The organism is Clostridium putrefaciens, from assembly GCF_900461105.1.
GTDB lineage: Bacteria > Bacillota > Clostridia > Clostridiales > Clostridiaceae > Clostridium_L > Clostridium_L putrefaciens.
Genome location: NZ_UFWZ01000001.1, coordinates 734148 through 759616, shown reverse-complemented (window position 1 = coordinate 759616; position 25469 = coordinate 734148). Strand labels below are relative to the sequence as shown.

20 protein-coding genes and 1 riboswitch are annotated in these 25469 nt (G+C 30.4%); of the genes, 2 read left to right on the top strand and 18 right to left on the bottom strand.

All coding sequences use genetic code 11. From position 1 onward, the window contains the following. The first annotated feature begins 115 nt into the window (after positions 1 to 115). Entirely contained in the window at positions 116 to 1300 is a 1185-nt protein-coding gene (locus DY168_RS03290) for a cation diffusion facilitator family transporter (protein WP_115640467.1), read from the top strand. Positions 1301 to 1393: 93 nt separating this feature from the next. Here the strand turns inward: DY168_RS03290 and DY168_RS03285 are convergent, their stop codons facing one another. After that, a complete protein-coding gene (locus tag DY168_RS03285) occupies positions 1394 to 3247 on the bottom strand; it encodes an LTA synthase family protein (RefSeq protein WP_115640466.1) in 1854 nt (617 codons plus the stop codon). 189 nt (positions 3248 to 3436) lie between these two features. On the opposite strand from DY168_RS03285, the gene DY168_RS03280 reads away from it, so the two are divergent. After that, positions 3437 to 4528, top strand: a complete 1092-nt coding sequence (locus tag DY168_RS03280) for a P-loop domain-containing protein (RefSeq protein ID WP_115640465.1) — start codon at positions 3437 to 3439, stop codon at positions 4526 to 4528. A 66-nt stretch (positions 4529 to 4594) separates the two neighbouring features. Here the strand turns inward: DY168_RS03280 and pfkB are convergent, their stop codons facing one another. The 17 genes from pfkB to DY168_RS03195 all read right to left on the bottom strand — a co-directional run bounded on the left by pfkB (position 4595) and on the right by DY168_RS03195 (position 25427). Continuing rightward, complete coding sequence (pfkB, locus tag DY168_RS03275) at positions 4595 to 5542, bottom strand: 1-phosphofructokinase (protein ID WP_172556254.1); 948 nt, start codon at positions 5540 to 5542, stop codon at positions 4595 to 4597. Beyond that, a complete protein-coding gene (locus DY168_RS03270; protein ID WP_115640463.1) occupies positions 5526 to 6383 on the bottom strand; it encodes a tagatose bisphosphate family class II aldolase in 858 nt (285 codons plus the stop codon). The genes pfkB and DY168_RS03270 overlap by 17 nt, the downstream gene beginning before the upstream one ends. 51 nt (positions 6384 to 6434) lie before the next feature. Further along, positions 6435 to 7598, bottom strand: coding sequence for an SIS domain-containing protein (locus DY168_RS03265; RefSeq protein WP_115640462.1), 1164 nt, complete (start codon positions 7596 to 7598; stop codon positions 6435 to 6437). A 59-nt stretch (positions 7599 to 7657) separates the two neighbouring features. Next, positions 7658 to 8386, bottom strand: a complete 729-nt coding sequence (locus DY168_RS03260; RefSeq protein ID WP_115640461.1) for a GntR family transcriptional regulator — start codon at positions 8384 to 8386, stop codon at positions 7658 to 7660. A 146-nt stretch (positions 8387 to 8532) separates the two neighbouring features. After that, entirely contained in the window at positions 8533 to 8922 is a 390-nt protein-coding gene (locus DY168_RS03255; protein WP_115640460.1) for a PqqD family peptide modification chaperone, read from the bottom strand. 2 nt (positions 8923 to 8924) lie between these two features. After that, positions 8925 to 10862 carry an OPT family oligopeptide transporter gene (locus DY168_RS03250; RefSeq protein WP_115640459.1) on the bottom strand — a complete coding sequence of 646 codons (1938 nt, stop codon included), beginning with the start codon at positions 10860 to 10862 and terminating at the stop codon, positions 8925 to 8927. Between the two features lie 223 nt (positions 10863 to 11085). Continuing rightward, the gene (locus DY168_RS03245; RefSeq protein WP_115640458.1) at positions 11086 to 12531 is read right to left on the bottom strand and encodes an aminoacyl-histidine dipeptidase; all 1446 of its coding nucleotides are present in this window, start codon (positions 12529 to 12531) and stop codon (positions 11086 to 11088) included. A gap of 488 nt (positions 12532 to 13019) precedes the next feature. After that, the gene (locus tag DY168_RS03240) at positions 13020 to 15128 is read right to left on the bottom strand and encodes a HelD family protein (protein WP_172556253.1); all 2109 of its coding nucleotides are present in this window, start codon (positions 15126 to 15128) and stop codon (positions 13020 to 13022) included. Positions 15129 to 15322: 194 nt separating this feature from the next. Next, the gene (gene ftsH, locus DY168_RS03235; RefSeq protein ID WP_115642397.1) at positions 15323 to 17185 is read right to left on the bottom strand and encodes an ATP-dependent zinc metalloprotease FtsH; all 1863 of its coding nucleotides are present in this window, start codon (positions 17183 to 17185) and stop codon (positions 15323 to 15325) included. Between the two features lie 65 nt (positions 17186 to 17250). Next, the gene (gene pepV / locus DY168_RS03230; protein WP_115640457.1) at positions 17251 to 18642 is read right to left on the bottom strand and encodes a dipeptidase PepV; all 1392 of its coding nucleotides are present in this window, start codon (positions 18640 to 18642) and stop codon (positions 17251 to 17253) included. 40 nt (positions 18643 to 18682) lie between these two features. Next, positions 18683 to 19252, bottom strand: coding sequence for a signal peptidase I (gene lepB / locus DY168_RS03225; RefSeq protein WP_423237223.1), 570 nt, complete (start codon positions 19250 to 19252; stop codon positions 18683 to 18685). Continuing rightward, positions 19245 to 19484, bottom strand: coding sequence for a DUF3006 domain-containing protein (locus DY168_RS03220; RefSeq protein ID WP_115640456.1), 240 nt, complete (start codon positions 19482 to 19484; stop codon positions 19245 to 19247). The genes lepB and DY168_RS03220 overlap by 8 nt, the downstream gene beginning before the upstream one ends. A gap of 114 nt (positions 19485 to 19598) precedes the next feature. Beyond that, positions 19599 to 20555, bottom strand: a complete 957-nt coding sequence (locus tag DY168_RS03215; protein WP_115640455.1) for a glycoside hydrolase family 73 protein — start codon at positions 20553 to 20555, stop codon at positions 19599 to 19601. Between the two features lie 223 nt (positions 20556 to 20778). Next, entirely contained in the window at positions 20779 to 22227 is a 1449-nt protein-coding gene (locus DY168_RS03210; RefSeq protein WP_115640454.1) for an NAD(P)/FAD-dependent oxidoreductase, read from the bottom strand. Between the two features lie 130 nt (positions 22228 to 22357). Beyond that, entirely contained in the window at positions 22358 to 23374 is a 1017-nt protein-coding gene (namA, locus tag DY168_RS03205; RefSeq protein ID WP_115640453.1) for an NADPH dehydrogenase NamA, read from the bottom strand. A gap of 207 nt (positions 23375 to 23581) precedes the next feature. Further along, positions 23582 to 23968, bottom strand: a complete 387-nt coding sequence (gene thiW, locus DY168_RS03200; RefSeq protein WP_115640452.1) for an energy coupling factor transporter S component ThiW — start codon at positions 23966 to 23968, stop codon at positions 23582 to 23584. Positions 23969 to 24041: 73 nt separating this feature from the next. After that, positions 24042 to 24152: riboswitch (TPP riboswitch) on the bottom strand. 177 nt (positions 24153 to 24329) lie between these two features. Then, positions 24330 to 25427 (bottom strand): iron-containing alcohol dehydrogenase family protein, encoded by a 1098-nt coding sequence (locus DY168_RS03195; RefSeq protein ID WP_115640451.1) that lies wholly within the window; start codon positions 25425 to 25427, stop codon positions 24330 to 24332. Positions 25428 to 25469 lie beyond the last annotated feature (42 nt).

The window sequence follows — 25469 nt, the reverse complement described above, 5'->3', positions numbered from 1 at the left end:
TGATAACTATATACGCCCAAATTTCATTATCATTTGATAATCAAAATCTATAGATTCTTAATAAATCCTATGGTATAATTTAAAGCTAATGACAAAGAAATAAGGAAGTGTATTTATGATATCAAATTTTCTTGTAAAAAGGTTTGTTAAGAATTATAAAAATGTTGAAGAGGAAAATGTAAGGAATTCTTATGGTTTTCTTGGCGGCATTGTCGGCATAATAATTAATTCTTTGCTATTTGCAATAAAATTATCTATAGGACTTATAGTTGGAAGTATAGCTGTCACAGCAGATGCTTTTAATAACTTATCTGATGCAGCTTCTTCATTAATTACTATACTTGGATTTAAATTATCTAGTTTACCTGCTGACGAGGAGCATCCTTTTGGCCATGGTAGACTTGAATACATATCCGGCCTTATAGTAGCCTTTATGGTGATGATGGTTGGTGTTCAATTTATTAAATCTTCTTTCCAAAGAATTATGAATCCTGAAGTGGTAAGCTTTGAAACTATACCATTCATATTGCTACTTATATCTATACTTTTTAAAGTATGGCTAAGTAAATTTAATAAACTTATAGGAAATAGAATTAATTCATCTGCTTTAAAAGCTTCATCTATAGATGCTTTAGGAGATGTAGTTACTTCTAGTACAGTTGCTTTATCTCTACTACTTTCTAATTGGATCAGGTTCCCAATAGATGGTTACATAGGTATAATAGTATCTTTAATTATCTTATATTCAGGATATTCGCTAATAAAAGATACACTAAGTCCTCTTCTTGGTGAATCACCTGATGAAAAATTAGCAAGTAACATAAAAGAAGGTGTTTTATCTTATGATGAAATATCTGGAGTCCATGACCTTATTATTCATAACTATGGTCCGGGTAAATGTATGGCATCTATTCATGCTGAAGTCCCTAGTACCTCTTCTATAGTAAAGATACATGAAATTATAGATAAGGCTGAAAAGGAAGTTTCAGAAAAGTTTAATATTCATTTAATCATCCACACAGATCCTATTTGTGTAGATGATAAGGAGGTATTAAAAACTCAAGATGAACTTCAAAACATCTTAAATAAAATAGACATAATAAAGTCCATGCATGATTTTAGAGTTGTTGGAGAAGGTGAACATAAAAATCTTATCTTTGATATAGTTGTAGACTCTAGCAAAAGAGGAAAAGAAATTACTGACACAGAACTTATAGACATGATATGTATTGACGTAAAAAGATTATCACCTTATTATAATTGTGTAATAACTATTGATAATGATTTTACTGTACTTTAAATTTAAATATATATTTTAACTTAAGTTTAAAGATTTATATTTAAAGAGCTATATTACTTTAAAAATTTATTTCTAAAGTAATATAGCTCTTTTTTATTTTTTGAAATAGTTTCCTTTTATTATCTTGTTAGAAATATAAGGCCCCTTTAGCATTAAATCCTTTTCTTTATCTGAGGGTGGATTCCCTACAACTTCCCCAGAAAATAACACAGTAAAATTCCAATTATCTTGAAACATAACTCTTCCCATAGCTGAATTATTAAATTCTTCTTCTGGAACACCCATAAGATACGCTACTGTTGGCATAATATCTATCTGCCCACCTACATTATTAAAGGTTTCGCCCTTAATATTCTCATTATATATAATAAAGGGCACCTTCATTTCTTTTTCTAACCACTTTTCATTTTCTACATCTAACCCTTTTAACTTATCTTCATAAAATTTATGCACGCCTGTATGATCACCATAAATAACAACAACGGTATCATCTAACATGTCCTTCTCTTTAAGTGTATTCATAAAGTTTCCTATTTCCCTATCTACATAATTAATACTTTGAAAAAACTTACCTAGTACATTTTTATCTAACTCACTTGGTAAACTTAAAGCCTTTTTATCCCCTGGTAAATCAAAGGGTCCATGACTTGTAAGTGTTGCCATATGTAAAAAGAAAGGCATATCTTCTTTTGAAACTTTTTCTGATATTTGATTAAATAAAGATCCATCTGAAAGTCCAGATCCTATTACCTCATCTAATTTATAATCATTAACATCAAAGATCTTATCATATCCTAAGGCCTTGTGATTATGAATCCAATTCCAGTTACCACCCTTTTCAGGATGAGTAGATATAGTGTTGTATCCTAACCCCTTCATAAGATATGGCATAGAATTATATTTATTAGCTGCATGATCCATATAAGCTACACCAGATTTTAATGGTAGTATAGATGTATTACTAATTAAGTCACCATCAGCACTGGTTCCAGAGCCAGTCTGTTCATATATGTTATTGAAATAAAAAGAGTTTTTAACCATTCTATTTAAATTAGGAGTTATTTCCTGACCTTGAACCTTTTCTCCTATAACAAAATTTTCAAGAGATTCTACTTGAATAAATATTAAGTTTTTCCCTTTAAGTTGACCCTTATAAATTTCATTTTCATTTTTATAATTTAGCAATCTTTCTTTTTCTATATACCAATTACTTATTTCCTCTTTTTCCTTTTTAGACAGTTCTATAGATTTTGAATCATTAAACTGCCTAATACCATCAAAGAAATGATATCCTATAGGAGATAAGTTAGACATTGTCTGAAATGGATACCACGAGTTTCTAAAGAACATAATGTTACCCTTACTTACATCTTTTACATCTATAATGTAATGGTCACAGCCTATCTTAGTAACAGAAATTGACAACATGATTAAAAACATTAATATATTTCTTCCTTTATAGAGGCTGTCTCTCTTCTTTTCATTATACTTTTTTATAATAAAAGGTATATCCATTACTAATAATATATCAATAGGTCTTATCTGAATTAAATTTCGATTTAAAGGATTAAATATTTCTGAACCTTTAATAAAATAAAAAGACAAAAACGTTCCATAGTTTCTGTAATAAAAAAGATCTAGGAGCAATAAAGTTGTTATAAGCATATGTAATACTATGTAGTAGATTCCTCTGTTTTTCTTTAATAAAAACCCTATGCTTATAAATATTAAGAAAAACATGGCATGAGAAATTATAGGTCCAACAGTAAAATAGACTCCAATTAAGTTAAACCTAGAAGAGTTTTTACTATTTACAATACCTTGAAATAAAATATATTTTATAATTAAACAAAAAAACGTAAATGATGCAATTTTATCTCTTTTAGCCCATACCACCTTAATATTTTCTTTATTAAAGATCCTTTTGGTTTTGACAAACATATTCATAGTAACTCACCCTCACCTTTTATTAGATTATATTGATCCATAAAATTCCTCCTCACATAATTAATTTTTTACTCAATGATTATTATTTTTAAGAATCTACTAACTAACTATTGATTATACTATAAGTACTAACCTAATAAAATAAACTTTCATAATATGTATTAATTTTAAATTTAGGAGCGTGATTTAATGGTAAATGATTTGGAAAGACACATGTTTTTAGGTAGCAATAGTTCTGAAGGATTTTTTTCTAACTTTCAATATATATTACCTCAAAAGGAAGCTAACAAAATTATCTGTATAAAAGGTGGACCTGGTACAGGTAAATCTTTTATGTTAAAAAAGGTAGGCAATCACTTTAAAGAAAAAGGATACTCTGTAGAATTCCATCATTGCTCATCAGACGTTGACTCTCTAGATGGAATCCTTATAAAAGAACTTAAAGTTGCTATGATAGATGGTACCTCCCCACATTCTATTGACCCTAAGACCCCGGGTGCTGTTGATGAAATATTAGATTTAGCTAAATACTTAGATAACGATAAAATAAGAGGACAAAAAGAAAGGATAATGGATATAAGTAAAGAAGTGTCCCTCTATTTTAATCGTGCCTATAAATATCTTAGAGCTTCAAGAGTTGTATTTGAGGACTTAGAAGAATTAAATAAACTTGCTTTGAATGTTTCAAAACTTAATTTAATTAAGGAAGGTTTAAAAAATAAGTTATTACCTATGAATGTATCTAGTGTTGGAACCTCAAGACATCTTTTTGCCACTGCATTTACACCTACTGGCATAGAAACCTTTGTTGATACTCTTTACAAGGGATATAGAACTGTTTATGTCTTAAATGGTGGTGCTGGTACAGGGAGTAGGGATATTTTGAAGTATATTTATGAAGAGGCAATTAAAAGGGGACTTTATGTAGAAGCCTTTCATGACCCTTTTATACCTGAAAGATTAGAGCACATACTAATTCCTGACTTATCTATTGCACTACTAACTTGTAATGAAATAAATAAGGAACATTTCAAAGAAAACTTAACTGATGTGGAATTACAAATAGACATGAATACAATTTTTAATAAAGATATCTTAAATAAATACGAATCTGAAATAAAATATAGCGAAGATCTTTTTTATTCACTTTTATCAAAAGCTTTAAATATACTATCTGAAGTTAAAGTCATTAGAAATACCTTAGAAGACATTTATATAAATAGTATGAACTTTAAAGAAATTGACGCTATTTATGAAAATATAATAACAAGGCTTCAATAAACTTACAGCACCTCAGAGATGCTCCCTTTATATGGGATTACCTCTGAGGTGCTGACTTTATATGGATTAATCAAATCTTTTTACTGTTACGTTTTTTATTATATCTTTTAAATTTTCCATATTAATATGACCCGTCACCTCTTCCATGGCATTTGCAGTACCTGTAGATACCGCAATAGTAAGTAAGTCTACTAGATTCATAGACTTACTTAAAGCATAGGCCACAGCAGCTACCATAGAATCGCCTGAACCCACAGCATTAATTACATTGACTTTTGGAGGTGTTATTTTATACTTCTCTCCATTTAAACTTCCTATAGCTCCATCTTTACCTAATGATATTATTATCAACTCTATACCTTTACCATGAAGTTTATCTATTTCTCTTATAATTTCAAAATCAGACTTTAAAGATTTGTTAGTTAACGCCTCTAATTCCTCTATATTAGGTTTTATAAAATATGGTTTACTTTTAATAGCTTCTTTTAAACCTTGTCCACTGCTGTCTAAAAGAACTATCTTTTCTTTTTCTTTTGCTAAATTTATGAGTGTTTTATAAAATTCTTTATCTAATCCCTTAGGAAGGCTTCCACTTATAACCAATATGTTAACTTTATCTAATATATCATTATATACTTTTAAAAATTTACATATTTCTTCATTTAATACAAAAGGACCTGGCTCTAGTATTTCTGTTTGATTTCCTTCATCATCTAATATAGCAATACAGCATCTTGTACTATCTTTAATCCATTGAAATTCACATTTAATATTACATCTTTTTAATATTTCTTCTATGAATCTACCATTATGATCACCTAGAAATCCTGTGGCCAGAACGTTAGATCCCATATCCTTTAATACTCTACTTACATTTAAGCCTTTTCCTCCAGCTGTATTTATAACTTTAGAAGTTCTAATAACCTTCCCTTTTTCTAACGTAGTTACAGTATATCTTTTATCTATAGATGGATTTAATGTTATGGTAGCTATTAAATTAGTATCTATTAGCACTTCCACACACCTCTATCTTTTTCTTTATAATTTCCTTCATGGCAATCTTTCCAGGTGTCATATATTTTCTTGGATCACTTTCATCCGGATTATTTTTGAAAAAGTCTTTTACTGCAGTTGCAAAGGGGATCTTTAAATCTGTTGCTATATTAACCTTACAAATCCCTATTGATATAGCCTTTCTAACTAATTCATCCGGTATATTTGATGCTCCATGAAGAACTAAAGGAACCTTAACTTTATCTTTTATTTCCTTTAATCTTTCAAAATCCAACTTAGGAGTTCCTTTATATAGTCCATGTGCTGTACCAATAGCCACAGCTAAAGAGTCTATACCTGTCCTTTCTACATATTCCTGTGCCTTTTCAGGATTTGTATATATTGAATCTTTTTCATCAACTATAATATCATCTTCTTGTCCACCTAATCTTCCAAGCTCAGCCTCAACAGTTGTATCATACATATGAGCAAAATCTACTATGCTTTTTGCAATTTGTATATTCTTTTCAAAGTCTTCATGCGAAGCATCTATCATAGCTGATTTAAATCCCATCTTAACATATCTTTCTATTTGCTCTATTTTCTCGAAATGATCTAAATGTATAGATATAGGTATATTGTATATCTTACTTGCAGCATCAGCGATAGATACTATATACTCAGCTCCAGCATAAGATATTGTTGACGGTGTACCAGCTAATATAACAGGTGATCCCATTTCTGAGCAAGTTTCTAATACAGCTTGTATTGTTTCTAAGTTGTGTATATTAAAAGCTGGTACTGCATACCCTTCCTTTTGTGCCATTAATAACATATTTTTACTTGATACTATTCTCTCCATACTATACCATCCTTTTTAAATTATTATATTCCTTCTTTTATTAACCTATAATTAGTTAAATGGGTATATACTTACTCCTTTAACCACCCTATTTACCGAGCCATCTGGTCTTGGATTATCTGGACTTATACCTAGACGCAAGGAATTAAACATTCCAAATAGCTGAGCAAATACAACAAATTCCATTGCACTAAAGGCGTCATCTATTTCTTCTTTATCTAAACTTAAGTAATAGTCACAATGTCCTTTAAGTTCTTCATATTCTTTGTGACTAATTACAGCAACTTTCTGTTCTCCATTATCCCCATGTATTTCTTTTATTAAATCTAAATCATATTTTCTAGTATAGGAATCATTGGACAAAAAGACTATTATTAAAGTTTCATCGTTTATTACCGACTTTGGACCATGTCTAAATGCTAAAACAGCTTCATTATAAGTATCTACCCTGCCACTTGTAAGCTCAAGATTCTTTAATGAGCTTTCTTTAGTTAATCCTTTTAAAGATCCAGACCCTAGATATACAACCCTTTTAAAATCCATTTCAACTAATTTGTTTATTTCATCACAGTGATTATCTAAAATTTTTGTAGCATTTTTAATAATAGTATTTATTAAATTTTCATCTGTATTCTTTATATCAAATATACAAAGCACAGTTAAAAGCATACAACTAAAGGAGCTTGTCATAGCAAAGCTTTTATCATTACTCTCTTCAGGCATCAACAAAAGCAAGTCCTTATCACTACTCTTCACCCTATTTGCAAGCTCTCCATCTTTGTTACAAGTTATCACTATTTGACTTACATCTTCTATTAAGTCTTTTGACAAATTAAATGTCCCAACACTTTCTGGGCTATTTCCAGACCTTGCAAAGGATACTAAAATAGTGGGATTATTTTTTTGTAGATATTCCTTTGGATTAGACACTATATCTGTAGTAGCTATTGCCTCTACTTTAATGCCTAGCAGCTTTGATAGATAAGGAGCTGCAATTTCTCCTACGTAAGCTGAAGTGCCTGCTCCTGTCAATATTATCCTTAAACCTTCTTTATTTATAGCACCTTCCATAAAACTAGCAATTTTGTCTTTAGACTCAGTTAGTATGTTGAGTACTTCTTTCCAAAGTTTTGGCTGATTATATATCTCAGTAGCTGTATTCAATGCTCCTCTATCTTTTATTTCTTCAATGGCCCTATTAAATATCTTTTTCATATTTTAATCTCCTTTATGGTAATGTTGTTATGTTGTCATTACCAGTTATATTAAATTTTTTATTTATTAAGAAGTCTAACTTTATACTTAAATTTGTCTCCCCTAGCAACGCTTATTGTATATTCAATTATCTTATCTAATTCAAATGATAATCTCTCTATCTTTAAACTTGGTGCTCCTTCTGGTATTTCTAAGTACTTACTCTCTAGTTTATTAGTTAATACTGGCTGGAAATATTCCTCTGCCATAAATATATCTACAGCAAATTTATTTTTAAATATATCGTACATAGCTCTACTTTCTAGATCTTGCTTATTAAGTCCTGGAAACCTTTTTAAAGGAAGATAAGTAACTTCATAAAGCATTGGTGTATCATCTGCTTTCCTCAACCTAGTTATTTTATATAAGCCTTTTCCTTCTTCAATCTTCATTTTTTCAGACAAGAATTCATTAGCTTCTATTACTTCACAATCTATAACTACAGATTTAGGTTCTTTCCCTATTTTCTTCATTTCTTCTGTAAATGAATAAAACTGCATTAAATCTTGATTCAACCTTTTAGGCGCAACAAATGTCCCCTTACCATGAACCTTATATATATATCCTTCTTTTTGCAATTCAACCATGGCTTGCCTTACAGTAGATCTACTAAGGTCATAAGTGTCACAAATCTCTCTTTCTGATGCTAGCTGATCATTTTCACTCAAACTATTAGTTATCTTTTCTATAATTATATCCATAAGTTGCGAATACAGTGGAACCCTACTTGACTTATCAATACTATTCAACTCAAACACCTCATTATAAACTTAACTGGTACCTACCAATCAAGTTTATAATAACATCAAAATTACTTACTTGTCAATAAAAAAGTATAGTCTTAGTTTATGAATATCACAATCTAAGACTATACTCGATTAATTTAACAATTAAACTATTCTTTAATTATTATGTCTGATTCTAGATCCGAAGAAACTTTTGGCTTTTTAAAAGTAATCCAGCCTCTTTTAGCTAAATACTTTAGGTAAATAATTAATCTACGTAAAGATTCATCTATATCGTCTCCAGCCTTTGATGAAACTATCTTTGCAATATCATATATGCTTCTTTCGCCATCCATCAGTAACCATGCGGAAGAACAAAGTTCATCAAATTCAATATCACAGACTTTTGGCTTTTTTACAAGCCATGCTGCAAACCTTTTAACAGGATCTGTTACTTCATAGTATAGAGTAACCTTTCCGTCCTTCTCTTCCCATCTGTCATGCTTTATTTCTGGCACATATAGTACAAAGTTGTATTTTTCATCTTGGGTATTACTCATAATTAGATAACTCCTTTGTCTTCTCTAGTTGAAAACATGTATATCCATACTGCTAATCCAAGGAACATGATAAATGATAATAAGTTTCCTTGAGTTATGCTAGGTGCTATTCTAGCTCCAAAACCTAGCTTTTCATCTAAGCTTAAAGTTGCAAATATAGCTATTACAATTCCTACTAGAGCATCCCCTGCTACAAGTCCTGAAGCAAGTAATGTTCCTTTTTCTAAAGAATTTGTCTTTCTTTCTTCATTGTTTTTAAATCTCTTTTCAACTAAAACTCTGATTAATCCACCAGATAATATAGCTGTATTTAATGTTATAGGTAAATATAAACCTAAAGCAACTGGTAATATAGGAATCTTTGCAAGTTCGCAGAATATAGCGATTGCAGCTCCTACTATAACTAATGTCCATGGAAGTTGAGCTGTCATAATTCCTTCAACAATCATTTTCATTAATACCGCTTGTGGTGCTGCTACAGCTGCACTACCTATTCCATAAGCTTTATCTAACATTTTTATTACTAAAGCTGAGAATACTGAACCAAATGCTACTGCAATAAACATCCCAACTTGAACCTTTTTAGGAGTACCTCCTATAATAAATGTTGTTTTTAAACTTTGTGCTGTTCCACCTGCAACTGCAATAGCAACGCACACAACTCCACCTATTAATAGCGCCTTTTTAATACCATCGTCTCCTACTGATCCTGTAAGTTTTAATACTGTTGTAACAAATAATAATGTTGCTATAGTCATTCCTGAAACTGGGTTATTTGAAGCTCCAATTATACCTACCATTCTAGCAGATACAACTGAGAAGAAGAAACTAAATACTACAACTAGTAATCCTCCAATGACTCCCCCTCCTATAGCTGGTAATAACCAAGTTAAAAGGAATCCAAGTATTGCAGCAGCGATAACCCATATTAAAGGTGCTTCAACATCTATTCTGTCTACTTCGCCGTTTATTTTTGACCCAATACCTGACATTGCTTGTTTAAAACTCTTTATGATAGTAGGTAAAGATTTAATAAGTGAAATAAATCCACCCATGGCAACCGCACCTGCACCAATATACCTTATATAACTTTTCCATATTTCCATTGCTGACATTTCTGAAATTAATTTAACCGAAGGGAATAATGGTGCTGCAAGTCCACTTCCTAAATACTTAATTAATGGTATAAAAGCAAACCAAGCAATAAAAGATCCACCAAACATAAGTAAAGATGCATTAGTACCTACTATAAATCCAACACCAAGTAATGATGCTAATGTATCTACTCCTATCATTGTTCCTTGATAGCTCTTTATTGTGTATGTAGATTGTTCAGCCCATAATTTAGTTCCACCTGATAAGAATTTATATGCTCCACCTATTCCAAGTCCTGTTAATACTGTTTTAAAAGCACTTCCCCCCTCACTGCCAGTAACTAAAACCTCAGCTGCTGCCATAGACTCAGGGTAAACCAAGTTACCATGCTCTTCAACTATTAAGAATCTTCTTAATGGTGTTACAAAGAATACTCCCATAAGTCCACCTACTACAGTTACGGACACTACAGTCATAATACTTAAATCAAAATTTGAAAGTATTAATGCAGGTAATACGAATATAATTCCTCCTGCTATTGATTCTCCCATTGCTGCTAATGATGATACCATATTAGCTTCTAAAATACTGTTTCTCTTAAATAATCCCTTTAAGATTCCTGTAGCTAAAATAGCACCAGGTATTCCTGCAGAAATTGTAAGCCCTACTTTTAATCCAAGATATGTGTTTGCTGCTGCAAATAAAGCTGCGAACAAAATACCTAGTATAATTGAATAACCTGTAGTTTCAGGCATTGCTACTGTAGTTGCTATAAATGGTACATAATCCTCGCCTTTGCATCCGGAATATGCGGTACTGGAAAGTTTCTTTTTATCACTTGCCATTGGTAAACCCAACCTTTCTTAATGTTTTGTTATATTAATATAATTGCTAAAATACATTTTTCATGTTCCTTTTATAAAAGATTAATATTATTTAACCTTTTATAAAAGAAAACATGAGATATGATTTTATATTGATAACAGATTTCAAATTAATAATTCAAGTAAATACAACGTATAAGTTCTAGTGAATCTTAGAGATACTAAAGTAATAAACCCTTATTTATTACTTTATGTTCTTAAGTAGTTCTTGTAGGAAGTTCCATACTCTTTCTACAGAAGATACACTTAAATGTTCATTTGGTGTATGGACATCATATAAATTAGGTCCAAAGCTTATCATGTCTGTATCTTGCATCTTTTCTTTTAGAAGTCCACATTCAAGTCCAGCATGTATCGCATCAATCTTTGGTTCTTCATTAAATACTTTTTTGTGAGTTTCTATACATAACTCTCTTATTTTCGAGTTTTCTTCATATTGCCATTCTGGATATTCACCAGAAGTTACAAACTTCCCTCCAGTTATTTTTGCTAGGGACTCTACTCTTTCTGAAATTTCATATTTTAAACTCTTAATTGAACTTCTAATTGAAATAGTAAATTTAATTTCATCCTTAGAAGTTTCTAAAATTCCTATGTTTAAACTGCTTTCAACTAAGTTTTCAATGTCTTTACTTACAGTTTGAACACCATTTGGAACTGTCATTAAAAATGTTATTAGTTTTTCTGTATCTTCACAGCTCATTTGTCTCTTAGATTCTCCATATTTTGAAACATTTATACTTATACCTGGGTCTTCTACTCTAAATTCTGCTTTAAATATTTCTTCTAATTTACGGCATAGGTCTTGTACCTTTATAAATCCATCTGAATTAACAGTAATAATTGACTTACACTCACGAGCAATAGCATTATGTTTTGATCCACCATTCATTGATACTAAGTTAAAAGATAATTCCTTATTTAATGAATTAAGAACTCGTCCCATCAACTTAATAGCATTAGCTCTTTGCTTTATTATTTCCATACCTGAGTGTCCACCATTTAAACCTGAAATCTCAATTTCTACAGTTTCCTTTGAAGTTTCCTCAAAGGTTGGTTTAAATTCAACTGTTGAATTAACTCCACCAGCACAACTTACTAAGTATATACCTTCTTCTTCAGCATCTATATTTAAAAGTATTTTACCCTTTAAATTAGAAGGATCTAAAGCATCTGCTCCAAACATTCCTGTTTCCTCTTCAGTTGTAATTAAAAGTTCTATTGGAGGATGGTCTATACTATCAGAGTCTAGCAATGCTAAGCCGTAAGCTACAGCTATTCCATCATCTCCACCTAGAGTTGTATTTGTTGCATATAAATAGTCTCCATCTAGTCTTAATTCTAAAGCATCTTTAGAAAAGTCATGTGAACTATCTTTTGATTTTTCACAAACCATATCCATATGTCCTTGAATTATTACTGTAGGAGCGTTTTCATATCCTTTAGTTCCTTGCTTCTTTATAATTACATTTAGGTTCTTATCTTGTACTACCTCTAAACTTCTTGTCTTTGCAAAATTCACCAAATAGTCACTTATTTGTTTTTCTTCTGCTGAACAATGTGGTATCTTAGTTAATTCTTCAAAAAACTTAAAAACATTTTGAGGTTTTAAATTACTTGTAAAACTCATTATTATTCCTCCTTTTTATTTAGATATTTATTGTAACATTCTTAACAATTAAGTTCCCTTTCTATATAGAAAAGGTTTTCTTTCATGCTATTAATTCTGATATTTTAAAATATAACACTAACAAAACACAAATTCAATGATATGTATTTCAAAAACTCGTTGTATATACACCTCTTTTTTACATATTATATCTTTTATTAATGGTATTATTATTCAATTATCAATTTAGCTATGTAAATAATATTATACTACCATTTTTCTTGTTTTTGTTTAATAATATTTAATATTATTGTGAATTTTTAGATAATATATTTATTTTTCAACATATTATTTCATTAAATGTTATTAAATGAAATATACCTTTTTAAAATTGCAAAATCATTGTTTATCTACAATGAAAATCTTTAAGATAATTTTTAAAAATAAACTAAAGTGCTAATCTTCTTATAACACTTTAGTTTTTAATGTTAAATTTTTATATTAAATTGTTAGATTAAATTAAATTCTTTTAGTTCATGTAGCGCCCTAGTACACATCACATATTTTACTAGATCTTCACTCTTTTCTTCGTTATTATCCACCAAAATCACTGCATCAAACTCTAATCCTTTTGCAAAATAAGATGGGATAAGCACTGGACCTCCATTATATATATCATCTTCTGAGGCAATGACTTTTATTTGTATCTCTTCCGTCAAAGGTTTCTTTATTGAATTTATCATACCCTCATCCCTGCATATTACGGCTATAGTGTCATACCCCTTATTTTTAAATTTCTCTAAAGATTCCTTTAAATTTTCAATAAGCTCTGACTTCTCTTTGAATACTTTATATTCTACTTCTTCACCATCTCGTACAAAAGGCACTATTTTTTCTTCTTTTAAATACCCATTAGCATAATCTATTATTTGTTTTGTTGATCTATAGCTTTTATTTAGATTGAAATATTTTAAATCATCCTTAAATACTTCACTTAAATCACTCAATGCTGGCTTATTTTTATTATTTATAAGTCTTTGATTGATATCCCCTACTATAGTAAAAGAGTTGCATCTTGTAATTTCTTTTATTACTTGCATTTGAATCAGACTATAATCCTGCGCTTCATCTATAACTACATGTTTTATGTCACCTTCATATTTAACTCCATATAGCTTTAACTTAAGATATAACATAGGCGCTAAGTCATCTATAATTAATTTGTCATTTTCATTTAACTTTAGATATATCTCTTCTAAAGATTCATTATCTAGCCAATTTAATTGTTCCTTACAACTTATAACATCTCTTATAAGTTCTCTTATTTGCAGCTTTCTATTATATTCTATTGTGTTCGTTTCATAGTTCTTTTCTTCCTCTGTAAGATTATCTATTAGTTCTTTATGTTTTTTTTCTATTTCTCTAAAATAATCATCTCTTTTATCCTTTATCTTACTAATTAAAACTCTTCTTATTCTCTTATTTCTTTTAAAAAGAGGCATATAAGCATAATGGCCATTAAACATTTCTTCAATTTCACTTTTTTCTACAATAATTTCATCTCTAAAATAAATGTCCCCTATATCAAAGTAATCCTTATTTAATATTTCTATATGTTGGTCTAAAGTTTCAATATACTCTTTTGAATTCTTATATTCTATGTCTTTTGTTAATTCTTTATCTTCCCTTACTATAGACTCCACATAATCTTTAAAATTCATTACTTCTGATTTAATGTCTAATATATCTTTTGCAAAATCTTGAAAGGTTTCTTGCTTTACAGCCACTTCCCCAAGACTCGGTAATACACTTGATATATACTCCATAAATATATTATTAGGTCCTAATATTAAAACCTTATTTTCTAATGCCTTTCTGTTATTATATATAAGATACGCAACTCTATGTAATGCTATAGTAGTTTTCCCACTACCTGCCACACCATTAACTGCAACCACCCCTGTTCTTGGATACCTTATTATCATATCTTGCTCTTTTTGAATTGTAGTTATTATATCTTTTAACTTTTGGGAACTATTACTACTTAATACTATTTGTAATATCTCATCTTTTATATCTAGTTCAGAATCAAACATACCTAAAAGTTCGGCCTTTTTTATTATAAACTGTCTTCTTTCTACTATTTCAGTATTAACTGCTCCTTCTGGAGAATTATAAGTTGCCTTACCAATTGTTCCTGCATAAAAAAGGGAAGATACCGGTGCTCTCCAATCAACTACAATAGGTTCAATACTAGAATCAGGTATAACACCAAATTTCCCAATATAAATTTGTTCATTAGTATCATCATCCTCTTCTATAAAGGTTACCTTCCCAAAATAAGGTGACAATTTTAATTGTGTAAGTTCCTTTAGCCTTCTATCTATAGTTTTGAATGCTTCTTCTTTTATATATCTTTCATGATCAAAATAATCTATTATCTTATCCTCATCATCTCTAAACTCTTCTATAACATTTTTTCTATAGTCTAATATATACTGAGATATTTCCTTTCTCTTTTGTAAATACTCAATTACCTCATTATTTATAATGTCTTTAGTGTATTCAAGTCTTAGCTTTTCATTAGCAATCTCTAACTCTCTATTTTTATCTTTCAAATCTTCTTTACTCATAATCATAATATAAGAAGTATTACTCTTCTTATATACCTCCTTTGTTATTTAATTTTAAAAGGTTGTCAAAATAGACAGAGCACTTAGCTTTAGGGTATCCTAAAGAAGTGCTCCTTATAACCATTTTAAATCCTACTAAAAATTTATAGTTTCTATAGCCCAAGGATTTTATCTTTATCTTATTTTTCGTTAAATTCAATAGAAGTTTTACCTTCAATCCTTGGAAGATTATTTCTATCCCTATATGCATTTATTATACTCATGAACTCATCACCGGAAAGTATTTCTTTTTCTATAAGTGTTTCTGATATTTCTATTAGAAGATCTTTACTTTCTTTTAATAAGTCAATAGCACCTTTGTGACATTCCTTTATTATATTTAAAGTTTCTTCATCTATAAGCGCTGCAGTTTCCGCACTACAATTTTGGACTGGTCTTCCATCTAAATATCTGTTACTCATAGATTCTAGTGCCATCATATCAAACTTATCTGTCATACCATACATTGTTACCATGCTTCTAGCCGTTTGAGTGGCTCTTTCAATATCATTAGAGGCTCCAGTGGATATACTATTAAATTCAACTTCTTCTGCTGCTCTTCCACCTAACATAACTGTTATTTGATCCATCATTTCTTCTTTAGATACTAAATACTTTTCTTCTGCTGGTAATTGCATAGTATACCCAAGAGCCCCCATGGTTCTTGGAACTATGGTTATCTTATGAACTGGATCAGCATTTTCCAATGTAGCTGCTACAAGAGCATGACCTACTTCATGGAAGGCTACTATTCTTTTTTCTTTAGCAGACATAATTCTGTCCTTTTTCTCTTTACCAGCTATTACAACTTCAACAGCTTCTTCTAAATCTTCTTGAGTTACAACTTTTCTATTGTTTTTTACAGCCCCTAAAGCGGCTTCATTTACCATATTAGCAAGATCTGCACCAACAGCTCCGGGGGTAGATTTTGCCAAAGATAAAAGATCTACATCGTCTCCAAGCTTAACATCTTTTGAATGTACCTTTAATATAGCTTCTCTACCTTTAAGATCTGGTCTATCCACAATTACTCTTCTATCAAATCTACCTGGTCTTAAAAGTGCTTTATCTAATACTTCGGGTCTGTTAGTTGCAGCTAATATTACAACTCCTTTAGATGAGTCAAAACCATCCATTTCTGAAAGCAATTGATTTAAAGTTTGTTCTCTTTCATCATTACCACCTTGCATAGATGTATCTCTACTTTTTCCAATAGCATCTATCTCATCAATAAATACTATGCATGGAGCCTTCTCTTCTGCTTGTTTAAATAGATCTCTCACCCTTGAAGCTCCCATTCCTACAAACATCTCAACAAAATCAGAACCTGATAATGAGAAAAACGGCACATTAGCTTCTCCTGCTACAGCCTTTGCAAGTAATGTTTTACCAGTACCTGGAGGTCCTACAAGCAGTGCACCCTTAGGTAATCTTGCTCCAATTTCTGCGTATCTTTCAGGTTTATGAAGAAAATCTACAATCTCCACTAAAGATTCCTTTGCTTCTTCTTGTCCTGCAACATCCTTAAAAGTCTTTCCTGTTTCATTTTCCGCATAAAGTTTAGCAGTATTTTTCCCAAAGGACATAACTCCTCCGCCCATTTTTTTATCTATTCTACCAAAAAGAAGTCTTCCTATCATAAGAAAGATAAATAACGGAAGAATTATAGATAATACTGCGTTTAACATAGGGCTATTATTTGGAACATCTGCATTAAATTCCACTTTAGCATCAGTTAATATATTTATAAGATTAGGATCTCTAAGATTTCCTGTATATAATGCCTTTTCAGCAAATTCAGTATTCTCTTTAGTCTTTATAAGAATTTTATCTCTTTGAATAACTATCTTTTCTACGCTACCTTCTTCAACTAAAGTTAAAAATTGATTGTAGGGAATTTCTTTTGTTCCCATATTTGTAGCAAAATAGTTTGCTGCCAATATGGCGAGTATTACTCCTACAAAATATACCATCCTATATTTAAATTTTTTATCATTAAACATCATATTACTCTACCTTAAAATTTATTGGATTTCAAAATAAAGTTATTACACATCCTTTCTAATGTCTATTTTGCTAATTCATATATGGCATTACCATATATCTTTGCATTTAGTATCAAATCATCAATTTCTATATATTCATTAGGTTGATGATCCAAATCAGGCTTTCCTGGAAATATTGGTCCAAATGCAACTATATTCGGTATTTCCTTTGCATAAGTTCCGCCACCTATAGCTAATAATTTTGGTTCATCACCTGTTTGTTCTTTATAAACCCTTTGTAATGTCTTAATTAGTTCATGTTCTGGTGGGAAATATAGTGGCTTATCCTCTTCAAAATTTTCAATCTCAATATCACTTCCAATTAAGGTCTTCTTAAAGGGTTCCATCATATCTTCTACTTTAAAGGTTACAGGATATCTTAAATTTAAAGTCATAGTGATCTTTCCTTTAATATAATTTACAACACCTACATTGAAGGATAGTTTTCCTGAAGCTTGGTCTTCTAAGTATACTCCAAATTTTCTTCCATAAACATCATATCCTATGTATTTATTAACAAAGTTTATGAATTTCTTTAAAGAGTTATTAGAAATATCAAGATCGCTTAAGACATCAATCATAAGCATTATTGCATTTTCACCACGCTCTGGCGTGCTTCCATGGGCTGAAACTCCATAAGTCTTAATTATTATATCTTTATCTTCTTGTTCTAATAATACCCTATGACCTTCTTTTTGATTAAACTTTTCTATATGAGATGTTAAACTATCATAAGAAAGACCTGATATAGATGCTTCACAGTAATCCGGCACCATATTAGCTCTATTTCCACCCTTTATATAGTTTACCTTAACATTTTCAGTTCCTAATATATCTATCTTTTTTACAATATCAAATATTGTAGCACCTTTTTCTGCATAAATAATAGGATATTCTGCATCTGGTGTAAACCCAGCTATAGGGGGCTTTTCATACTTCATATAATGATCCATATCCTTAGATCCTGTTTCTTCATTAGTTCCAAATATAATACGTACCTTTTTAGATAATGGCAAGTTACTCTCTTTAACTGCCTTTAAACCATACAACGCTGCCATTATTGGACCTTTGTCATCTAGAGCTCCTCTTGCATATATTTTGCCATCATGAATTTCTGCTGCATAAGGTGGATATATCCATCCATCTCCCTCTGGAACTACATCTAAATGTCCCAAGATACCTATATAGTCTTGACCTTCACCGTACTCTGCATAGCCTACATAACCATCCATATTTACAGTTTTAAATCCTAATTTGTCACATATATCTAGCGCCTTGTCTAAAGCCTCTGATACACCTTTCCCTAGTGGAGCATTTTTAGTTGGCTCTCCCTCAACACTTTTTATCATCAAAATCTCTCTTGTAGATTCTATAAGTTCCTCTTTAAATTCATCTATCTTTTTAGATATCATAATAATAACTCCCCCTTAAATTAGTTTAAATCAATAGTTATATTTATCTAACCATTCCAACTCGATCAAAAGGATATACCCTAACTTGTGCCTTTCCCTTTATCTCCGATTTATCTATATAAGGATCTTTCCAAAGTCTACTATCTTTTGAATTAGCCCTGTTATCCCCTAGAAAAAGGAATTTGTCATTTGGAACATTAAAGTTACCACTATGTCCATCTGGATGTTTAACATAGGTCTCCTCAATTTTACTCCCATTAACTACAACGCTTCCTGTATCATCTATATTTATCTCATCTCCTGGCAATCCAATTACTCTTTTGATTAAAAGATCTCCAAGCTCCTTAGAATAAAATACTACTATATCTCCTCTTTCGATCTTTTCTGTATTATATATCTTAGTGACAAATAGCTGATCACCCACTTTAAGAGTAGGAAGCATAGATTCAGATGGTATAAGTACTTTAAATACTAAAAACTTATTTATAAGTCCTGCTATTATTAATGCTAATAATATAGGCAATATCCATTCCGTAAAAAACTTCATAGATTTATTTTCATCAACTTTTGGACTTTCAATTTCTTCATATCCTTCTGTGAAATCATTATTCATCTTTCCACATGCCTTTCATTAAATTATTAATATCACTTTTTCTTTTTTTAGTAAGCTCAGGGTCTTTAAAATAGGTTTCTCCTTTTAATGTTATAATATCCCCTTCATCAATATGTCCTCTAAACAACTTTAATGGTACATTTAGCATATTTCCATTATAGTTCTCTAATACAACCAATTTACTTTCTATTCTATCTACTATAAAATTGTTTGAATTTAATTTAAATTCCATTACTATACCTCCAAATAAAGAGTATCACGATATAATTATATCATGATACTCTTAGTTTCACTAATTAAAATGGTAGTTAACACAAATTTAATACTTAATAGTAAGTTTAATAAATTACTTTATCTTCCCTGTTAAATAATCCATCTCTACTTCATAATCTACTAATTGTAAATTATAATCTCTTATCACAGTTGTTAAAAGTTCTGAATATATTTTTTCACCCTTGTGATTCTGAGCAGTACTGTAACCACCTTTTTCTATAGCTTGTACTTGTTCTATATAATGCGTGCAATTAAAAACGCCCGAGACTTTATATCTTGGATTTTTATACAAAAACTCCCTATGGTCATTTATGGAATCATTTTTGTTACCATATACTCTAAAGTTATCTGTTATGATTTCATTATTATATTCCGTAGTCTTCATTGAAACCTTTTCGCCTTTCCAGCTTGAATCTGCCTTAATACCAAAAAGATTATTAGCCTTTACAGTAAGTTCTGAGGCTCCCCAACCTGATTCTAATATAGCTTGAGCAATTGTTACTGATGGGAATATCCCATATTTAACATATCCATTCATAGCCTCTTCTTTAATACTATCAATAAATTCTGTTTGAATGCTATCCTTTGAAAGTTCTTCTTTTAAGGTTCCTTTATAAGCCAAATCCCTTAAGTATTTATTAGCTCTTTCCTTTTCTTTATCCTTAAAACCAAGTTCTGTCATAACCTCATCCATACTAAGTAACCTATATTTGTTATCTTTAACTTTGAATTTACCTTTGTTTTGTTCTAAAAACTTGTTTGACACTTCAAGTTTGGTGACATCACTTGATAAAGTAAAATCATTTTTATATATTACAGCTTCAATTGCTGCTACCTGTTTCCAATTTACTTGCAATTTTCCTATACTTGCTTCATCTGCCACCTTTATATATTCTATAGCTTTAAAGTTTTTTAGGTTAATATCCTTATATTTCATATTATAATTTCTTAAATATAATATGTAAGATAAAGAAAGGGCAAATATTATTAGTATAAGTGATGTAATAAACATTTTAATCTTTTTTGGCATTATTTTTCTCCCTAAAATCATATTTGATGTACTTTTATAAAACTAATTATATTATCTTATAAAAATCTTGATTTTACAATAGTGACTTTTCTAATGTTAATCAATTCCATATTAAAAGAGCCATATTCTGTAACATTTGAATATATAACAATCTTACGTTCTATTATGCAAAAAAGAGCTATAAAAGCAAATCTTTATATAGCTCTTTTTATCTTTAACTTGATTATTTTAGTTTTCTTACTAAGTTTATATTTACCCTTTGTAACCTATCTGTTGATGTATCTCCCCTAACAGTTATATTTTCCACAGGCAAATCTAGTTCTCTTGCAATTATCGCCTTAACCCGTCCTTTACAAAAGTTCCCTTGACAAGTTCCCATTCCTGCCCTTGTTCTCCTCTTTATAGCATCTGTAGATTTTATAGGTATTCCCCTATGAAGAGCATCTACAATTTCTGACTCTGTAACGGTCTCACACCTACATATTATATTTTTATTTGGATTCTTGTCATCTATCTTTAATCCTAAATCATTATCAATATCTTTTGATTTAAAAATAGGTTTTCTATAAGCATCAAAGCTCTTATTTTCATTTAAAACAAGCCCTGATTCCTTTAGTATATCACTTACCTTCTTTGCAATAGCTGGTGAAGATGTAAGGCCTGGTGAGTCTATTCCTGCTACATTTATAAAACCTTTAACCTTACTTTCTTCTATTATAAAATCTCCAGTGCTACTTATAGCTCTTATACCTGAAAAGGTTGTAAGAGCCTTTTTTACATCAAAGTCTGGAATAGACATTCTAGCTGTATCTAAAACTTTGTTTAAAGTTTCTATATCTGTAGCTACATCCATCTTATCATCTACCTCTTCTGCATTAGGTCCTATCATTAAGTTTCCATGATAAGTAGTAGTTACAAGTATCCCTTTCCCTTTTTCTGTAGGAACTTGAAATATTACCGTATTTATAAGTTTCCCCTGATCTTTACCTAATAGTATATATTGACCTCGTCTTGGTAATATTTCAAAATCATAAATACCTACCATGTTAGCAACCTTGTCGCTATAAACCCCTGCAGCATTTATTATATATCTACTTTCTATATCTTCTTTGTTAGTTTTTATTATAAATTTATCTTCTTTTTTCTCTATAGACTTTACTAAGGTTTCAAGTTTTAATTCTACACCATTTTTTATAGCATTTTCTGCAAGAGCTATGGTGAATTCATAAGGAGAGGTCACCCCTACGCTTTTTGCATACAAAGCTACATAAACCTTTTCATTAATATGTGGTTCTATTTCTCTTATCTTATCATTGTATATAATCTCCAGATCATCGCAGCCTATTTTAATTCCATTATCATAAAGAGCTTTAATTCTTTTCTCATCTTCTTCATTAAACCCTATAATTAAGGCTCCTGTTTTTTTATACCCAAAATGTAATTGTTCCTCTAATTCCTTATACATAGCATTTCCCTTAGCGCAAAGTTCTCCCTTTAATGTTCCGTATTTTGCTGAATATCCTCCATGAACTATTCCGCTATTTGCTTTAGATGCACCCGTTGTAACATCATCCTCTTTTTCAATAAGGCAAGTTTTTAAATTATATTTTGAAAGTTCCCTTGCTATAGCCGATCCTACAACTCCTGCTCCAATAATGGTTACATCATACATTGAATTCACTCCTTTGTAAAATATAAATTTTCTTATAAACACACAAGAAGGTGCCTTGGTTTGTATTCCAAGTGCACCTTCTCAAATTCTCAGGTTTAATGTTTATTTTACTTTATTAATATTAAAAATGTTACTTAAAGGATCTTTCATATTGTTTTGGAAACTCTATTTCTATACCACTCTTTTTAGCCACTTGAAGAGTCCAGTAAGGATTTCTAAGTAGTTCTCTTCCCAAAGCTACCATATCCGCTCTTTCATTTTCCAGTATTTCTTCAACCATATCACTGTTTTCTATAAGACCAACTGCAATAGTTGGTATTTGACAGTTGTCTTTTATATATTCTGCAAACTTCACTTGGTATCCAGGGTAAGTTTTTATTTGTGTATCTACTACTGCCCCTGAACTTACATGAATTATATCCACCTTATTTTTTATAAGATTAATTATATTTACCATTTCATTTACGTCTATTCCACCTTCTGCATAATCAGATGCTGAAACTCTAAGGCTTATAGGTTTACTTAAAGGCCATACTTCATTTATTCCATCTAATATTTCATTTAAGAACCTGACTCTATTTTTAGTACTGCCACCATACTCATCTTCTCTTTCATTAGTTAATGGTGATAAAAATTCATTTATTAAATATCCATGTGCACCATGAATTTCTATCATATCAAATCCAGCTTTCTCTGATCTAGCAGCTGCATCTTTAAATCCTTTAACTATATCTTTTATTTCATCTTTTGATAAAGCTTTAGGTTCTCTATATCTTTCACTAAATGAAATATCACTAGGAGCCACTATATATCCAGCTTTTGCCTCACACTTTCTCCCTGCATGAGCTAACTGTATAGCTACCTTTGCTCCATTATCCTTTACTGAGTTTGCAATGGTTTTAAGCCCATCAATATGACTATCATCCCATATCCCAAGATCATTATCGGATATCCTTCCATTTGGTGAAATTGCTGTAGCTTCTAATATTATAAGTCCAGCACCTCCGATAGCTCTTTCTGTGTAGTGCACAAAATGAAACATCTTAGCCATACCGTTCTCATCTGCACTGTACATGCACATAGGTGGTAATACTATCCTATTTTTAAATTCTATATCTTTTAATTTGTAACGCTCAAATATCTTCACTTATATCACCTCTATTTATATATTTTAAAAAGTTAGATTGTTAATGTAATATTACACCAAAATGGTTATAAGGTAAAGGATATATCTAACTCTGCTAGTATATATTATTAATTTTCTTAATATTTTTTCATTCTTCACCTTTTCTTTTAACATATACTTGTAACTTCCCATCTATTTAATTATTAAATAAATTCTTATATTACATTTTTATAACACTTTTTTCGTTATTCTACTTAAGTCTAAAAGCTTTAGAATTGCATAAGCTATACTACTACCACCTACGGTACTTATTAAAAATGGAACTACATAAAATAGAGCTGCCACATCCTTACCTAGTATAAACTTTGCTATAGGAAAAGCCATAGCTCCTCCTAGTATGCCTGTACCAAACACTTCACCTAAAATAGCCATTTTTCTTTTTGAAGTAAACTTAAATAATAATCCAGCAAGTAATGCACCTATCATACTACCTGGAAATGCCAATAAAGATCCTACTCCTAAAATATTTCTAAGTAATGATATCAAAAAAGCTATTCCAACAGAATATACCGGACCTAAACTAATAGCTGAAATCGTCATATTTTTAGTTTTCATTCATATCCCCCTCTTTCCTTTATTAAAATATAATAAAGCACAGACCAGTACGGCCTGTGCTATATATCTTTCAATATTACTATAGTACACTTCCTACGCTGGCATTATCCAGTTCAGGTTTTGGGTCTAAGAATAGTCATTCTTACTCTCAGCCAGTGATTATCTAGCTCCCCTGTGTTATATTATTGTATTAAGAAAATAAATCCTTTTACTTATCATCTTTTATCCTATGGTTACTATCCATAACGCCCCTATCCTATTCAAGGTGGAGATGACGGCTGCTACGCTCCTTCATAAGTTCTTATAAGATTCAGATGGAGAGATGTATTCCTTATAAGTAAACTCCACTTGAGTCTACGAATCACTTAATTAGACTATTCATATATATATTATATATTTCATCATAGCCTACCTTTTCTGGATGGTTTTTTAGCTTAGCGTCATTACTACACATTATTCTTGCATATACTTCTACTTCTTTTTCAGTTATATCTACAGTAGTATCTATTAATTTAGATATCATTGTACTAAATTCTTGTACATCTACTAAGTTTAAAAACCTTAAAATCTTATTTACCCTACTTTTATCTTTGAAAATATTTAAGTACTCTACATATAATAAGGCATTTGCTTTTCCATGAGGTATATTCTTAAAGTATGTTAATGGATACCCCATACCATGAGGTAATGAAGTCCCTGTTTGAGCTATAATCATTCCTCCAAGTGTAGATGCTAGCATAAGATTTTCTCTCGTAGAGTAATCTATATTATTTTTTAATATATCTTTTAAGCACTTTCCAAAAAGTTTTAATCCTGATTCTGCCATATTATCTGTAAGCTCACTTGCATTATTATTTAAATAACCTTCTGCTAAATGTGTAAATGCGTCTATAGCAGTGCTTACTGTTAGATCATATGACATATCCATAGTATATGAGGGGTCTAAAAATGCTACATTTGGAAAAACACTTTGACCTAAATTCTTTTTTGTTTGATTATTATGATCTGTAACTATTGCATACTGCGTAACTTCAGATCCAGTACCTGAAGTTGTGGCAATAGCAATTAAAGGTAAACTTTTCAAATCTTTTGTTTCATTTATATTATCCTTATTTATATTAGGGTTATTTATAAAAATTCCAATAGCTTTAGCAGCATCTAGTGGGGATCCCCCTCCAATACCTATTATAAAATCTACTTTTTCATTCTTACCTATTAATGAAGCTTTTTCAACAGTTTCTAACGAAGGATTCTCTTCTACTTCATCAAATATTATATATTCTATGTTATTACATTCTAAAGCTTCTATTACATGATCTAAAGATCCATTAATTTTTGATGATCTTTTACCTGTAATTATATAGGCTTTCTTTCCGAAATCTTTAAGTATATCTTTATTTTTAAGTACTACATCTCTTCCAAAATATATCTTTGTAGGCATAAAATAATTAAATAACATGATTATTCCACCTTTCAAAATTTTATCCGATAGTTCCCTTAC

Bases quoted from the DNA above. Each gene is read 5' to 3' on its own strand.
- DY168_RS03290 (WP_115640467.1), top strand. From the start codon at position 116: ATGATATCAAATTTTCTTGTAAAAAGGTTTGTTAAGAATTATAAAAAT.
- DY168_RS03285 (WP_115640466.1), bottom strand. From the start codon at position 3,247: ATGAATATGTTTGTCAAAACCAAAAGGATCTTTAATAAAGAAAATATT.
- DY168_RS03280 (WP_115640465.1), top strand. From the start codon at position 3,437: ATGGTAAATGATTTGGAAAGACACATGTTTTTAGGTAGCAATAGTTCT.
- DY168_RS03270 (WP_115640463.1), bottom strand. From the start codon at position 6,383: ATGGAGAGAATAGTATCAAGTAAAAATATGTTATTAATGGCACAAAAG.
- DY168_RS03265 (WP_115640462.1), bottom strand. From the start codon at position 7,598: ATGAAAAAGATATTTAATAGGGCCATTGAAGAAATAAAAGATAGAGGA.
- DY168_RS03255 (WP_115640460.1), bottom strand. From the start codon at position 8,922: ATGAGTAATACCCAAGATGAAAAATACAACTTTGTACTATATGTGCCA.
- DY168_RS03250 (WP_115640459.1), bottom strand. From the start codon at position 10,862: ATGGCAAGTGATAAAAAGAAACTTTCCAGTACCGCATATTCCGGATGC.
- DY168_RS03245 (WP_115640458.1), bottom strand. From the start codon at position 12,531: ATGAGTTTTACAAGTAATTTAAAACCTCAAAATGTTTTTAAGTTTTTT.
- ftsH (WP_115642397.1), bottom strand. From the start codon at position 17,185: ATGTTTAATGATAAAAAATTTAAATATAGGATGGTATATTTTGTAGGA.
- lepB (WP_423237223.1), bottom strand. From the start codon at position 19,252: ATGAATAATGATTTCACAGAAGGATATGAAGAAATTGAAAGTCCAAAA.
- DY168_RS03220 (WP_115640456.1), bottom strand. From the start codon at position 19,484: ATGGAATTTAAATTAAATTCAAACAATTTTATAGTAGATAGAATAGAA.
- DY168_RS03215 (WP_115640455.1), bottom strand. From the start codon at position 20,555: ATGCCAAAAAAGATTAAAATGTTTATTACATCACTTATACTAATAATA.
- DY168_RS03210 (WP_115640454.1), bottom strand. From the start codon at position 22,227: ATGTATGATGTAACCATTATTGGAGCAGGAGTTGTAGGATCGGCTATA.
- thiW (WP_115640452.1), bottom strand. From the start codon at position 23,968: ATGAAAACTAAAAATATGACGATTTCAGCTATTAGTTTAGGTCCGGTA.
- DY168_RS03195 (WP_115640451.1), bottom strand. From the start codon at position 25,427: ATGTTATTTAATTATTTTATGCCTACAAAGATATATTTTGGAAGAGAT.